12 protein-coding genes are annotated in these 15443 nt (G+C 39.9%); 7 read left to right on the forward strand and 5 right to left on the reverse strand.

The window, feature by feature from the left end; all coding sequences use genetic code 11:
• The first annotated feature begins 1 nt into the window (after nt 1).
• Both ACK4EX_RS02650 and ACK4EX_RS02655 read left to right on the forward strand, forming a co-directional pair.
• Nucleotides 2-1201 (forward strand): hypothetical protein, encoded by a 1200-nt coding sequence (locus ACK4EX_RS02650; protein WP_409769450.1) that lies wholly within the window; start codon nt 2-4, stop codon nt 1199-1201.
• Nucleotides 1202-1311: 110 nt separating this feature from the next.
• On the forward strand, nt 1312-1722 hold the full coding sequence (locus tag ACK4EX_RS02655) for a gliding motility-associated C-terminal domain-containing protein (protein WP_409769452.1): 411 nt from the start codon (nt 1312-1314) through the stop codon (nt 1720-1722).
• Between the two features lie 18 nt (nt 1723-1740).
• Here ACK4EX_RS02655 and sufD read toward each other — a convergent pair whose 3' ends face one another.
• The 4 genes from sufD to ACK4EX_RS02675 are packed head-to-tail and all read right to left on the reverse strand — an operon-like array spanning nt 1741 to nt 5634.
• Nucleotides 1741-3060, reverse strand: a complete 1320-nt coding sequence (sufD, locus tag ACK4EX_RS02660) for a Fe-S cluster assembly protein SufD (protein WP_409769454.1) — start codon at nt 3058-3060, stop codon at nt 1741-1743.
• Between the two features lie 19 nt (nt 3061-3079).
• A complete protein-coding gene (gene sufC / locus ACK4EX_RS02665; RefSeq protein WP_409769456.1) occupies nt 3080-3832 on the reverse strand; it encodes a Fe-S cluster assembly ATPase SufC in 753 nt (250 codons plus the stop codon).
• Nucleotides 3833-3867: 35 nt separating this feature from the next.
• Nucleotides 3868-5298, reverse strand: a complete 1431-nt coding sequence (gene sufB / locus ACK4EX_RS02670) for a Fe-S cluster assembly protein SufB (RefSeq protein ID WP_409769458.1) — start codon at nt 5296-5298, stop codon at nt 3868-3870.
• A gap of 12 nt (nt 5299-5310) precedes the next feature.
• Nucleotides 5311-5634, reverse strand: a complete 324-nt coding sequence (locus ACK4EX_RS02675) for a HesB/IscA family protein (protein ID WP_409769460.1) — start codon at nt 5632-5634, stop codon at nt 5311-5313.
• 141 nt (nt 5635-5775) lie between these two features.
• On the opposite strand from ACK4EX_RS02675, the gene bshA reads away from it, so the two are divergent.
• From bshA to ACK4EX_RS02700, 5 genes are all read left to right on the forward strand, one after another.
• Entirely contained in the window at nt 5776-6897 is a 1122-nt protein-coding gene (bshA, locus tag ACK4EX_RS02680) for an N-acetyl-alpha-D-glucosaminyl L-malate synthase BshA (RefSeq protein ID WP_409769462.1), read from the forward strand.
• 70 nt (nt 6898-6967) lie between these two features.
• The gene (locus ACK4EX_RS02685; RefSeq protein ID WP_409769464.1) at nt 6968-7990 is read left to right on the forward strand and encodes an endonuclease/exonuclease/phosphatase family protein; all 1023 of its coding nucleotides are present in this window, start codon (nt 6968-6970) and stop codon (nt 7988-7990) included.
• Between the two features lie 13 nt (nt 7991-8003).
• The gene (locus ACK4EX_RS02690) at nt 8004-8390 is read left to right on the forward strand and encodes a response regulator (RefSeq protein ID WP_409769466.1); all 387 of its coding nucleotides are present in this window, start codon (nt 8004-8006) and stop codon (nt 8388-8390) included.
• A gap of 29 nt (nt 8391-8419) precedes the next feature.
• Nucleotides 8420-11290 carry a chemotaxis protein CheB gene (locus tag ACK4EX_RS02695; RefSeq protein ID WP_409769468.1) on the forward strand — a complete coding sequence of 957 codons (2871 nt, stop codon included), beginning with the start codon at nt 8420-8422 and terminating at the stop codon, nt 11288-11290.
• An 11-nt stretch (nt 11291-11301) separates the two neighbouring features.
• On the forward strand, nt 11302-14859 hold the full coding sequence (locus ACK4EX_RS02700) for a PAS domain S-box protein (RefSeq protein WP_409769470.1): 3558 nt from the start codon (nt 11302-11304) through the stop codon (nt 14857-14859).
• Here the strand turns inward: ACK4EX_RS02700 and ACK4EX_RS02705 are convergent.
• On the reverse strand, nt 14856-15416 hold the full coding sequence (locus ACK4EX_RS02705) for a MarC family protein (RefSeq protein WP_409769472.1): 561 nt from the start codon (nt 15414-15416) through the stop codon (nt 14856-14858). The genes ACK4EX_RS02700 and ACK4EX_RS02705 overlap by 4 nt on opposite strands.
• Between the last annotated feature and the right edge of the window lie 27 nt (nt 15417-15443).

Genomic DNA, 15443 nt, shown 5'->3' on the forward strand with positions numbered 1-15443 from the left:
GATGAAAAAACTTTTGCTGATTTTGTTTGCTTTTATATTGATTGGCGGCTGTCGAAAGTATTTTGGCGAAAAAACAGACCTAAGCTTTATCGATGTTCCCCAATTTACCAATAGAGAAATAGCCTATGTACCTATTTTACCAGCATTCAGCGGCTTTGTAAAGCCGGTAGATATCGTTGTGGGTTTTGACCAGTTAATTTATGTGGCCGATGAAGGCGCACAGGAAATTGTGCAAATCGACGAAACAGGCCGCATATTGGGTAGCTTCCCTGTGCCTGGCTTGCGAGCTGTAACTCAAGACCGCCGGTTTGATCTGCTAGCCATTGGAACTGCTGATACCGTAATTGCCGGTTCTACTTTTACCTTTTCGTGCATTTACCGCATACGTATGACAGGGCCTCAGGGCTATAGACTCAATCCATCGAACGCTCAGATAATTCGTAAGATTGTTCACCCTTTTTATTACAAAACCACCTATTCAAACTCGGATTTAAACGTTCAGTTTAACAGAATCGGGGTAATAGCTTCTACCAATCCGGCAGAAAATAATTCTTACTTTGTCACTCGTACAGGTCCGGCTAAAAATCCTATCCTTGGCCCTGATGATGCCGTCTTGTTGTTTAACAACAACGATCAATACGTTACTCCCGTAACGGTTTCCACCTCGCAAGGTACTTTTAATGACTATTTTCAAAAGCCTTTCGGAATCACCACTTTTGCGAAACCTCCACAAATCACAGCCCGCACAGGTCAGAGCTTTATGGTTACAATGCTTGAGCCTAATGCTGCAATCAAAGTGCAATACATCGAGCGCATTGAAAGTGAATTCGGAGCAGAATACAGGCCCAGATTCTTCCCTTATGGAGATACATCCAAATCAGATGGTGGCTTACATGAGCCTTTTAAATTTCAAGAACCCGTGGGCATTACATTGAGTGGAGATGCATCTAACTTCATCTTTGTAGTGGATAGAGCAAAAGATTCACTCTATCAATTTTCGGGTAATGGGCTCGAAGGGGTTCAACCACCAGCAGCTACGGGTATTACCAAGCTTCAAAAAGCCAGCTTTGGCGGCCGGGGTAACGATTATACCCAATTCAGATCGCCAATGTCAGTGGCTTTTTTTAAGAAAATTCTCTATGTAGCAGACTCAGAAAACGGAAGAATCTTGCGCTTCAGGCTTACCTTAGACTTTGATTAATTGGTAATAAAAATTCACTGCGACGGTTTTAGTGGAAATATTGCGAATTTTTGTAAGCATGTGTAGCGATTAATACAGTATTCTTCTATTTTTGTTTGGATTTTCAGAATATGCTCAAAAAACTCATCATACTTTTCACAAGCATTTTTGGAGTTTCACTCACCGGTTTTGCTCAAGGTGGTAACGATCGCATACCCCCGGAAGATCGTATTAATGAATGTGTATTATTTATACCAAATGCTTTTACTCCCAATGGCGACGGCATTAACGATCGTTTCGGAATTAAGATAAATCCCAACTGTTTTATGGTCAGTTTTAATATGAAAATTTTTGACCGCTGGGGAAGAATGATCTTTGACGCTAATGACTATCGCGAGCCTTATTGGTGGGATGGAAATTTTGACGGCAATCGAATGAAGGAGGGTACCTACACTTATCACATAATTGCCGAATTTGAACTACCCGACCGCAGCGATCGGGTAGAAATTCGACGACAAGGATTTTTTACATTAATCCGATAATTTCCTATACTAGTTTGCTTACAGTTCAAATCCAAAGTCAATATTGTTCTTCTGATTGAGTATAAAACGAATTTTAGACTTCAATTCAGGTAGTTGTACCTTATCGACAATCTCAGCAGCAAAAGCCAGTAAAAGGAGGGCCTTTGCTTTGGATTCCTCAATACCTCTTTGACGAAGGTAAAACAAGGCTTCTTCGTCCATTTGGCCTACTGTACATCCGTGTGAGCACTTTACGTCGTTTGCAAATATTTCTAATTGCGGCTTCGTATCTACAGTAGCTTTTTCAGAGAGTACGATGTTGTTGTTTTGCTGAAAAGCGTTAGTCTTTTGCGCATGTGGAGCTACGTATACTTTACCATTGAAAACGCCCGAAGATTTACCGTCGAATATGCCTTTGTATAGCTCATTGCTTTGGCAGTGGGGCGCAATGTGGTGGATGGCTGTGTGATGGTCCACAAACTCATCGCCTGTGAGCATAGTGAAGCCCCATAAATGGGCTTCTGCCATGTTTTCGATCAACTTTACAGTTGGATTGTTGCGTACAAATTTGCCGCCAAGGCTTACAGTTGTGAGATTAAGTACAGCGTAACTCTGGAGTTGATATACTGTATTGTCTATCAGAGCAGCTTCGTTGTTGTCGTTCTGTAATTTGTAATGGTCGAGTATTGCTCCATTGTGGAGAAATACCTCAGTTGCCGCATTGGTGAGCACAGGAGCACCACTGAGGGAATAGTGACTCTCAATGACTGTGGCCCTCGAATTTTTTCCCAAAACCAGAAGGCTTCGTGGTTGGTGAAGCACTGGCTGAGCGCAATCGGTAGAAAAGTAAAGGATTTCAATAGGTTTATCAACCACTTTATTGTCGGGTACATATACGAATGCCCCTTCGCGCGCAAAGGCAGTGTTAAGTGCTGAGATGCTATCGCCGTAATTGATGAGCTTTCCGACATACTCGTGTGCAAATTCTTCAAATCTATTGAGCAAGGCTGAAAACGTGCAGATATCATACTGCTGATGGGTAGTGTGGCTCAGCCAAGAGGCGTAATACCCATCCACAAACACTATGCGGTAGGTATCGGTTTCTGAAAGAAAGTATTTTCTGACAAAATTAAGGTCTAAATTCTTTTCTTTTGGGTGAAAGACTCTGTAATCGTATTTGGTAATTGGCTTTAGATTGGTGTACTTCCAGTCTTCTTCCCGTTTGGTCGGAAAACCTTTTTGTTCGAATACCTCGAGAGCCTTTTGGCGGAGTTTATGAAATTCGGATTTTTTCTGTCCGTTGAGTTGGTTTTCAAAAACGATAAATGACGAAAGCAAAGTGTCTTTCAATAGTTCCATTGTTGAGCTTATGTGAGCATTAAACTGCAGCTTCTTCCTTAATCCAGTCGTATCCCTTTTCTTCGAGTTCGATAGCTAGTTCTTTTGTACCTGTTTTTACAATTCTGCCTTTGTAGAGCACGTGTACATAGTCAGGCACGATGTAGTCGAGTAGGCGCTGGTAGTGGGTTATGACTAAGAAGGCGTTTTCGCTGGTGCGGAGTTTATTAACACCATTAGCCACGATGCGCAAAGCATCGATGTCGAGGCCTGAATCGGTTTCGTCGAGTATAGCGAGCTTGGGTTGAAGCATGGCCATTTGGAAGATTTCATTGCGCTTCTTCTCGCCTCCTGAGAAGCCCTCGTTCAGCGATCGGCTGAGGAAGGACTTATCCATGCTGAGCAATTCCATTCGCTCGCGCATGAGCTTAAGCATTTCCTTAGCCGGCATGGGTTCCAGGCCGTGGGCTTTGCGATTTTCGTTTATGGCAGTTTTTATAAAATTGGTAACCGAAACCCCCGGAATTTCTACCGGATATTGAAACGACAGAAATATGCCGAGATGAGCACGTTCTTCAGGCGCAAGTTCTAAAATGTTGACACCTTCAAATTCAATGGAGCCCTCTGTTATCTGGTAATCTTCCTTACCGGCGATTACGTTGCTCAGTGTACTTTTTCCTGAGCCATTTGGGCCCATGATGGCGTGAATTTCGCCTTTATGAATTTCGAGGTTTATTCCTTTTAGTATTGGGGTATCATCTACAGATACATGAAGATTGCGTATCGTAAGCATAGAACCTGATGTTGATTTTGATTATAGAATTAAATTTAACCTACTGATCCTTCAAGACTTATGGCGAGAAGTTTCTGAGCCTCTACGGCAAATTCCATTGGCAGCTGATTGATCACTTCTTTGGCAAATCCGTTTACAATCAGGTTGATTGCTTCTTCGGTGGGTATGCCGCGTTGATTGCAGTAGAAGATCTGATCTTCGCCAATTTTACTGGTGGTAGCTTCGTGCTCTACTTTGGCAGTAGGATTTTCAATTTCGATGTAGGGGAAGGTATGTGCACCACACTGGTCGCCCATGAGCATGCTATCGCACTGTGAGAAGTTGCGCGCGTTTGTAGCCCGTGGTCCTATTTTTACTAGTCCGCGATAGCTGTTTTGGCTTTTGCCTGCTGAAATTCCCTTAGAAATAATGGTGCTCCGGGTATTTCGACCGAGGTGGATCATTTTGGTTCCAGTATCAGCTTGTTGGTGATGATTAGTCACAGCTACAGAGTAAAATTCACCAACGCTGTTGTCTCCCTTCAAGATGCAAGAGGGATATTTCCAGGTGATGGCTGATCCTGTTTCTACTTGTGTCCAGGAGATTTTGGCATTGCGCTCACAAAGCCCTCGCTTGGTTACAAAGTTGTACACGCCACCTTTTCCTTCCTTGTCACCGGGATACCAGTTTTGCACAGTCGAATATTTAATCTCAGCGCCTTCCAGAGCTATGAGCTCTACTACAGCGGCATGGAGCTGGTGCTCGTCGCGCATTGGAGCTGTGCAACCTTCCAGATAGCTCACATAGCTACCCTCATCGGCTATTACCAGTGTGCGCTCAAACTGGCCGGTACCGGCTTCATTGATTCGGAAATAGGTGCTTAACTCCATAGGGCAGCGCACGCCTTTTGGTATGTAGCAAAAGGATCCATCGCTGAAAACGGCTGAATTCAGCGCTGCATAGAAATTATCGGTACGCGGAACCACAGTGCCCAGGTATTTGCGCACCAAATCGCCGTGTTCGCGTATGGCTTCGCTCATCGAACAGAAGATTATGCCAAGCTCAGCGAGTTTTTCTTTAAATGTAGTCTTTACAGAAACACTATCGACCACTACATCGATGGCTACGCCTGCCAGGCGTTTTTGCTCCTCGAGACTGATGCCGAGCTTTTCAAAAGTTTTAAGCAGTTCAGGATCTACTTCATCCAGGCTATTGAGCTGCTTTTTAGGTTTTGGGGCTGAGTAGTAAGATATGGCCTGAAAATCAGGTTTTTCGTATTTTATGTTTGCCCATTCCGGCTCCTTCATGGTTTGCCAGATTCTGAAGGCCTCAAGCCTCCATTCAGTCATCCATTCAGGCTCATTTTTCTTTGCCGATATCAATCGAATGATGTCTTCGTTGAGGCCTGGAGGAACCTTGTCAGCATCTATCGGAGTGTAAAAACCGTATTTGTAGTCGCTTTGCGTTACTTTTTCGAGTATTTCCATAACCGGAAGTTTTTATACGGCAAAACTTTCACCGCATCCGCAGGTGCGTTTTGCATTGGGGTTGTTGAAAACGAAGCCTTTACCGTTGAGTCCGCCGGAGTAATCGAGGGTAGTACCTACCAAATATAGAAGGGATTTTTTATCTACAGCTACTTTTATTTCTCCGTGTTCGAATACCTTGTCGTCGGGTGCCGGGTCAGCAAACTCCAACTTGTACGACAGGCCGCTGCAACCGCCTGAAGTTACGGTTACACGAATACATCGTGAGGTACCTTGCCCTTCGCTCTCCAGCAGGTGCAACAGTTGTTTTTTTGCGCTGTCAGATACCTGGATCATAATTTTTAATTAATCTAAATTTCAACGCAAAAGTATAACACAGAAACCGCTTAAAATTTATAAAGTTTATAAAAACATGACATTTGGGACAAAGTTAAAGTTTACATACAAGATTTTTTTAAAGAACTACTTTTGCTTTGTATGAATGTAGGAATTCTTTGCCACCCAACCTATGGAGGCAGCGGTGTAGTAGCCACTGAACTGGGGATGTATTTTGCTTCGAAAGGTCATAAAGTGCATTTTATAACCTATGCTCAGCCTGTAAGGCTCGATATTCTGGCGGAAAACATTTATTACCATGAGGTCAAAGTTCATGAGTATCCGCTCTTCGAATTTCCACCCTACGAACTTGCTCTGACCAGCAAGGTAGTGCAAACTGCTCTAAAGTGGAAGCTCGAAATAATTCATGCGCATTATGCCATTCCTCACGCCTATGCGGCAATTAATGCCAGTAGAATCTTAAAAGAGCACGGGGTTCATCTGCCGGTTATCACCACACTGCATGGTACCGATATCACAATTGTAGGTCGTAATCCGGCCTATCACGCAGCTGTCAACTATTCCATTAATCACAGCGATGTAGTTACTGCGGTTTCGCAAAGCTTGAAAGAGGAGTCGTATCAACATTTTAACATCTCTAAAGAGATCGTCGTAGTGCCAAACTTTGTGAATTTCGACGAATTCAATCGCGACATTCCTTGCATTAAAAAACAGTTTGCACCTGACGGACAGAAGGTCATCACACACATCAGCAATATGCGCCCTGTTAAGCGCTTGGGCGATGTAATCGAAATTTTTGCTCGAGTGCGCCCGCACATATCCGCACGTCTGCTCATGGTGGGCGACGGCCCTGAGAAGGAGCCTGCAAGAGCACTAGCCAAAGACCTCGGTGTAGTTGATGATGTAATCTTTGTGGGAAATGCAGTGGATATCTACAGGGTTATTAAATGTACAGATGTTTTATTGCTCCCCTCTGAAAAAGAAAGCTTTGGTCTTGTGGCACTGGAAGCTATGGCAGCAGGTAAACCCGTAGTGAGTACCAACACAGGCGGACTGCCGGAGGTAAACATTCACGGTGAAACAGGTTTCCTGGCTGATGTGGGCGATGTAGATAAAATGGCCGGATATGTTTTAGAACTTTTAAACGATTCTAATCTATACAAAAGCATAAGTGAAAAGGCATTTGCCAAAGCAAAAAATTACGACATCAATAAAGTAGCACCTATTTACTTAGAATTATATCAAGATTCTTTAGGACGTTAAAAAAAAATTTTAAAAATCATATATTAAATTACATATTCATGATTTACTTTGATAGAAAATTGCTCCAACTGTGGACACGGTTTACTATTTAGCCTGGTGGAATCTTGAAAATTTACTCGATGTAGAAAACGCCGACAGACCTGAATGGCGAAAGAAAAAAATTGGCAAATACATCATCGGTTGGAATGAAGAGATCCTACTTAAAAAAATCAGAAACATTGCTTCAGCCATAGCTGAAATGAACAACGGATCTGGCCCTGATATTATTGGTGTATGTGAGGTAGAGAATGAACGACTTTTGCACCTTTTGGCCGACAACCTTTCAATTACAGGAAGAAAATATTCCTTTATACATTTCGATAGCAACGACAAACGGGGTATAGATATAGCTTTTCTTTACGACGCAACTCTTTTTGAAGTACCAAAAAATCTTTTATTTACCGTAAGGCTACACAAACGCTCAGCTACAAGAGATCTTTTACAAGCAGAATTTATCACAAATAAAGGACAGTCATTAATCGTAATCGGAAATCACTGGCCCTCGCGCACAGGTGGTCAGTATGAGACAGAGCCATTTCGCATAATGGCTGCAGAAACACTAAGCTACTGGCTGTATCAGATTGCTGAAAAACGCGGAAATGACCAGCCAGTGTTAGTAATGGGCGACTTCAACGATGAACCATTCAGCCGCTCTATCACCGAATATGCTCTCTCTACACCGAATATTCGCCTGATTAAATCTGCCAGAAAAGATGGTAACGGCATTTATACACCTTACCTGCTTAATCTCCTCTGGAATGAAATGGCAGATGGAAAAGGTACCTACCTGTACAGAGGCAAGTGGAGTGTATTAGATCAAATCATGGTGAATCGCGCTGTAGCTCTCAACAAAGGATTCACCGTGCTCAGCGCCGGCATTTACGACCACCCTGACCTGATGACTCCAGGTTTGAATGCTTCGCCTAAAGCTTTCGGTGCTCCCAGCAAAGCCCGTCGCGATAGAAAAGGTAACATCCGTGAATCATATGGCACTTTTTGGTCAAAAGGCTATAGCGATCACTTGCCTGTTGTAGTATTATTGAAAGAAAATTAAAACGCTTTGTATCATGAAAATCATGTTAGTAGATGATGATCCGGTCTTCAACTTCATTGCCCGGAAACTCATTGAATCAGCCAAAATCGACTTTTCACTCGAAGAGTATCTCGATGGATCTGAAGCACTGGAGGCCTTGAAAAAAAAGGAATCGCCCGATCAGCTTCCCGATCACATCCTGCTGGATATCAATATGCCCAAGGTGAATGGATGGCAGTTTCTCGAAGCATTGAGAAACATGAACATAGAAAAAGATATCACCGTAACCATCGTCACTTCCAGTATTGATGGGGAAGACCGCCGTAAGGCGTTTACCTATCCAGAAATCGACGAGTTTTTAATAAAACCCATTTCAAAAACCGACCTATCTGAAATTCTTTTAAAGAATAGATCGGTGTAGGTGGATTTATCTTTTATTTATCAGGCACCATGAAAACTAAAAATGGCAAACAAAATCTGCCGGAATATGTGGTAGGAATAGGAGCATCGGCCGGCGGGTTGGAGGCTCTTCAGGAGTTTTTTAAAAATGTACCTAACAATTCTGGTCTTGCTTATGTTGTAGTTCAGCACTTATCTCCCGACTACAAGTCGCTGATGAATGAGTTACTTGCAAGGTTTACTTCAATTCCCATCCAGATTATCGAAGACGGTATGCTCCTGGAGGCCAATCATATCTATCTGATACCTCCTAAAAAAAATCTAACCGTTTTTCATGGTAAGCTACTACTTGAGGAGCACAAGCCATCCAAAGGAATCAATCTGCCCATAGATATCTTTTTCCGCTCTTTGGCTTCAGACTATGGCAAGAAGGCTATCGGTATCATCCTTTCAGGTACTGGTAGCGATGGTACGCTTGGCATTAAGGCAATCAAAGAAGCCGGCGGAATGGTAATGGTACAAGACGAAAAAACAGCCAAATTCGATGGCATGCCTAAGTCTTCCATTGCGACCGGTGTGGTTGATTTCATTCTTCCACCTTCCAAAATGCCGGAAGCTATTATCAATTATATAAAACATCCATTTATCGAAAATAAAAATGCAATCGAAGAAATTCTGACTCAAAACATTGATCAGCTGGCTAAAATCATGCACATTCTGCGTGAATATAGCGGTACCGACTTCTCCTATTATAAAGAAAATACCATCATACGCCGGCTTGAACGCCGAATGTCTATTAATCGTCTCAATTCCATTGATGAGTATCTCATTCTTCTCAGCACCGACGATCAGGAGAAGGATATCCTATATCGGGAGTTTCTCATCGGAGTCACTCGATTTTTTAGAGATGAAGGTGCATTTGAATTTTTGAAAGACCAGGTGCTCCCTGAGTTGCTTTCAAAAGACAAAAAAACCGTTCGCATTTGGTCCGTCGGCTGCTCTACCGGCGAAGAAGTTTATTCCATCGCTTTGCTGGTACGTGATTTTATTGACACTTTTAATCTTACAACCGAAGTAAAAATCTTTGCAACAGATATCGATAAAACCGCCATCGAAATAGCAGGCCAAGGAATCTATGCCGAAAGCGTAGTGAGTGATATTGACCCGGTACTGCTGTCAAAATACTTCATAAAGAAGGACAATACCTATCAGATCGCCGAATCCATCCGAAAAATGGTGATCTTCGCAACACACAACGTATTGAAAGATCCTCCTTTCTCGAAAATTAATCTCATCGTCTGCCGCAATCTCTTCATATATCTCAAACCCGATAGCCAGTATAAAGTACTTAACAAGTTTTACATGTCACTGGCTCATAAGGGAATCCTGTTTCTAGGCACCAGCGAAACGCTTGGAGAACTGAGCGAAGCATTCGAACCGATAAACGTAAAATACAAAATCTTCCGCAAAAAAGAAGGCTACCAGCCGGTATTCATCCCGGAAAGTAGTCTTTCATTTCAAAATAACAACCGTTTTACAAGAGAACCCCGCACAGGATTGCTTCGCGAAGTAAAACGCCAGTCAGAACTCAGCGAAAAAATCATAAATGCTGTACTCCCACCCTCAATAGTGATCAACAACAAACTTCAGATCCTACAGGTAATTAATGACATCAACCCCTTCGTTACTATTCAATCCGGCAGGTTTAATCAGAATCTTGGCACGATCATTCATCCCGACCTCCAAATTGTGATTAACAACATAATACGCCGGCTTAAAAATGAAGGCGATGTCGTATCGTTTGAAAATATCCGATTCGAACATTTACCTGACAGTTATGATATACAGGGAACTAAAATTTCTGACACCGATACAGAGTCTATCTATCTGATCAGTTTTAACAAAGGAAAGGCTAAAAAGCAGCAGAAAAGTAACGAAGAGGTACTTTCACTCGAAGACCATTACCACGATCGCGTCAAAGAACTCGAATATGAACTCCAGTTTGTAAAAGAAAGTCTGCAGGCTACTGTAGAAGAACTGGAAACTTCAAACGAAGAGTTACAATCATCAAACGAAGAACTGATAGCAGCCAATGAAGAGCTACAAAGCACCAATGAAGAGTTACAGAGTGTAAACGAAGAACTTTACACCGTAAACAGTGAATTCCAATCAAAGATAGATGAGCTTACGCAGCTCAACAGCGACATTACGAACCTGCTGAACAATACCGGTATAGCTGCTCTGTACCTCGACCGGAAAATGTGTATCCGGAAAATTACACCCTCTTTCAGCGAACTAAGCCATGTAATGGATTTCGATATTGGTCGCCCGATTCACCACTTTTCAAATTCGATTCTCTATCCCGAATTTCTAAACGACATAAAATCCGTTCAGAAGGACCTGCAGATAATAGAAAAAGAAATAGAAATCGGTGAAAACAACTATTACTTACTCCGTATTGCTCCTTATCGTACTGATTTTCAGGCTGTAGATGGAATATTGGTGACCCTCACAAACCTTAAAAACATCTACGAACAGCGCAAAGCCCTTGAAACAGCTAACAATCGCCTGCAGATGGCTCTCGAAATGGGAAATATGGCCTGGTGGGAATGGGATATTCAGACGGGACAGGTAAGCATGCACGAAAAGAAGGCAACAATGCTCGGTTACACTTTGGAAGAATTTCCCAAAGATGTATATGCTATCTGCGATTATTTGCACCCCGATGACTATGAAAACACCATGCAGGCCATGCGGGATCACCTGGAGGGGAAAACACCAGCATGGGACATTGTGTATCGCATCAGGTGCAAGGATGGCAGCTATAAAAAATATCATGACCGCGGAGGAGTAGTGAGCCGTGATGAAAATGGAAAACCACTGAAAATGGTAGGAATAGTAATGGATGTTACAGCTAATTAACTCACATGGAAATGGAAAATAATAAAAAGGATATACAAAAGTCTATCGATCAATTTTTGTCGGAATATGCCAATAAAAAGACAGAACAAACTAATGACCAGAAAATTAGTGAAAATTTGCATATATTCCAACAGGAACTGGAATATCAGAATAATGAGCTAAAAAGAATTAACGTACAACTTGAGAGCAAAAACATATTCATAGAAAATTTATTCAGAATCATACCTTCTATTCTTTTATTAGTAGATGAAAATTACAACATAATTAAGCGTAATAATGCATTTGAAAATTCATTTAAACTAAATGGAGAGCTACTCAATGATTTCAGGAAAATTATTGCTAATGATTCCCAGTCCGAATTGTATTATCTGCTAAACAATACTAAGCAAAGGGTTACGCTAAAAGGAATAAATAACAGATTGTATTTAGCTGATGCTTCCACTACACTATTCAATGAAAAGAACTTAATATTACTACATCTTACTGATATTACAGAATTAGAAGAAAGTAAGCAAAAAATAAAGTTAGAAAACGATATAAAGAATCTTCTTTTTGAGATAAATAAAATACATTTTGAAGAAACAGACGAAGATTCAATAATTCAAAATGTAGGTCAAAAATTAGTCAATGGTCTTGCAAAAATATTGTCCGTAGAAAAAATTTATTTATTCGATTTTAGTCAAAGTGATCGAACCTTAAAATTTGAATCTTCCTTTCTAACAGAGCGATTGAAAATAAGGGTTGATATTGAAAATTATTTCACGAATGAAATCGATTGCTTACTTTGCAAAAAAAGTGGTAATTTTGATAGTGATCTAAGATTTAAAAACATTGAAAGTAAAATCCTTGCAAGCGGATTTTATTTACATAAAATATTTTTACAGGAGAAAGAAGTTATTAACGGTTGTATTTTTATTTTATGTAAACACAAGTTAGATGATAAATTAATTGATTACATCAGATTTGAAATATTAAATATTTTTTTTAAAATAATCGGAGAATCAAAAATATATGAAAATGAACGCAAATTAAAGGCTATTGTAGAAAATTCTCCTGACGGACTTGCCGTTATCGAAAACGGAAAATTAATTTATGCAACAGACAATTACTTCAAAATCACTTCTATTCCAAAAACCGACCCGAGATGGAAGGATTTAAAGAATATTTTTGAATACATACACCCCGAAGATAGAGATAATGTTCGGGAACTTATATTAAGAGCCTTAGCCAATAAAGAAACAAATCTGATGTATGAATTCCGAATACTAAATATTGAAGGTAAATACATCTGGCAACAGGACCGCGTAAATATACTTTACCTTGACGAAAACAGACACAGGCTCTATGTAACTGCCAGGAATATTACAGAACAGAAAGAACAGCTGCAGCAGTTAAAAATCCTTGAGGCGGCAATTGATCAGTCTGATTCCTCAATCGTAATAACAGATAGTGCTGGAAATATTCAATTCGTAAACAAAGCTTTTACCAAAATAACGGGTTACACATTCGAAGAAGTCAAAAACAAAAATCCGAGAATTTTGAAATCAGGATTAATACCTGAAGAGGAATACGAGAAACTCTGGTCACTGATCACAAGCGGTAAAAGTTGGTATGGTGAGTTTATAAATAAGAAAAAAGATGGTTCTCTTTACTCGGAAAGTGCAAGTATTACCCCAGTAATAATAGATGGAAAGATTACCAATTATGTAGCTGTAAAAAATGATATTACAAGCCTTAAAGAGCTGAACAAAAAATTCGAAACATTATCACTCGTTGCTTCCCATACTCAAAATATAGTAATCATCACTGATAATACAGGTCATATAATATGGGTCAATAAAAGTTTTGAAAAAAATACCGGCTACACTTTTGATGAAGTATTTGGTAAACGACCAGGGGAGTTTTTGCAGGGAAAAGACACCAATCCTATGCATGTAAAAACGATACACAAAAAACTCAAAGAGCTGGTACCCTTCAAACAGGAAATTCTGAATTACACAAAAGATGGAAGACCCTACTGGATTGAAATGAGTATTACACCCATTTTTGATGAAAAAGGTAATCATACAATGTACATCGCTGTTGAAGACGATATAACCCAAAGAAAGGAATATGAACGAAAAATTATTGAAAGTGAACGCAAAAACAGAGCTATTCTACATGCGCTACCAGATCTACTCTTTATAATAGACAAGAATTTACGATACATAGATTTTCACGCTTATGATCCATCGCAAATACTTATTCCTCCGGAAAAATTTCTTGGAAAAACAGTGATGGAAGTAATGCCCAAACAGCAAGGTGAAATCGTCTCTTCAGCCATAAATGAAACTTTCAGAACAGCCGAATTAAGGGAGTTTATTTTTCATTTGGATGTAAAAGAAAAAAGAAGATATTACGAAGGAAGATGCGTGCTGAAAGACGTAAATTCAGTGCTTATTCTCATTAGGGATATTACTAAATTAAAAACTTTCGAACAAGATCTGATTAATGAAAAATTGCTTTTCAAAACTGTCATTGATCATTTACCGAATACCATCTATGTAAAAGATTTAAATTTTAGAAAAATTCTTGTAAATAAAGCTGAAGTCTTATACCTGGGAAAAACTTCTGAAGAAGAAGTTCTAGGAAAAACTGATGATGAGTTTTACACCGAAGAAGTTATCAATGGAATTATAGCTGAAGACAACGAAGTTATCTCCACTGGTAAACCGATTCTCAATAAAATAGTGGAATACACAAACAATTGGGCAGAGAAAAAATATATGATGATTTCAAAATTGCCATTCCGAGATGTAAATGGCCAAATAGTTGGCATAATCGGTATTGGTGTTGACATCACTGAAATTAAGAAAAAAGAACTGGAATTGCAAAAAACCATCAATGTAATAACCGATCAAAACCGTCGTCTTAGAAGTTTTACATACATTGTAAGCCATAACATTCGTTCTTACGCAGCCAATATTGACGGACTCATTGATCTAATAAACAGCCATCTGATTTCAGAAGGGGAAAAGCCTGAAATGCTTAAATTACTCAAGCAAGCTTCCTCAAATCTGATGGAAACAATTACAACGCTCAATGAAGTCATTAGCATTGAGAAAAAAGTGGCTGAAAAAATTCAACCGGTTGAACTCAAGGTCTTAATTGATAAAGTTTTAAATGTCGTAAATAAAGACATTACAGACAATCAAATAATCGTAGTAAACAATGTACCTGATAATGCAAAAGTGATGTTTAATCCGGCGTATCTTGAAAGCGTGATACTTAATCTCACAACAAATGCAATACGATACAGGCGTACAAATGTCAGAAGTTTTGTGAAATACTCGTTCCGCGAAGAAAAAGGCAATAAAATCATTGAAGTATCAGACAACGGTAAGGGCATTGACCTTACGAAATTTGGCAGTAAAATTTTCAACTTATTTGAAACTTTTCACGGCAATCCTGATGCTAAAGGATTAGGCCTATTTTTAACCAAAGCTCATGTGGAGGCTATGGGTGGAAAAATCGAGGTAGAAAGCAAGGTAGGTGAAGGAACTACATTCAGAATTATTCTGAAAAATTAAAAAAGTAGTTTAATGTTTTGAGTAAAAAGTTTGATTGAAATCGCCAGCAAAACGATACCAAACGTTTTACGTAAAATTCCCAGTCCACTGTTGCCAAAAAGTCTTTCGAGTCTTTCAGTATTTTTCAATACGATGTAAACAATAATTGAATTAACAATTATGCCTGCCAGAATGATTTTGTAATCGTATTCTGCCCTGAGGGAGATAATGGTGGTGAGGGTACCTGCGCCTGCAATCAGTGGAAAAGCTATGGGAATTATGGAAGCAGTATCGGGATTTTCCTCTTTGTAAATGCGGATTCCCAGTATCATCTCAATCGCCAGAAAAAAAAGAACCAAAGAACCAGCAACGGCAAAACTATTCACATCCACTCCCAATAATCCTAAAAATTTTTCACCTGTAAAAAGAAAAACGATCATAATAACAGTAGCTACCAAAGTGGCTTTTTCAGACTGTACATGCCCTACCTTTTGTCGCAGTGAAATGATCAACGGAATCGATCCAAGTATATCAATCACTGCAAAGAGAACCATCGTAACGGTTAAAAATTCGTCCATAATAAATATTAAAGGAGTTGCAAAATT

It is taken from the genome of Thermaurantimonas sp. (assembly GCF_046299575.1).
Lineage (GTDB): Bacteria > Bacteroidota > Bacteroidia > Flavobacteriales > Schleiferiaceae > Thermaurantimonas.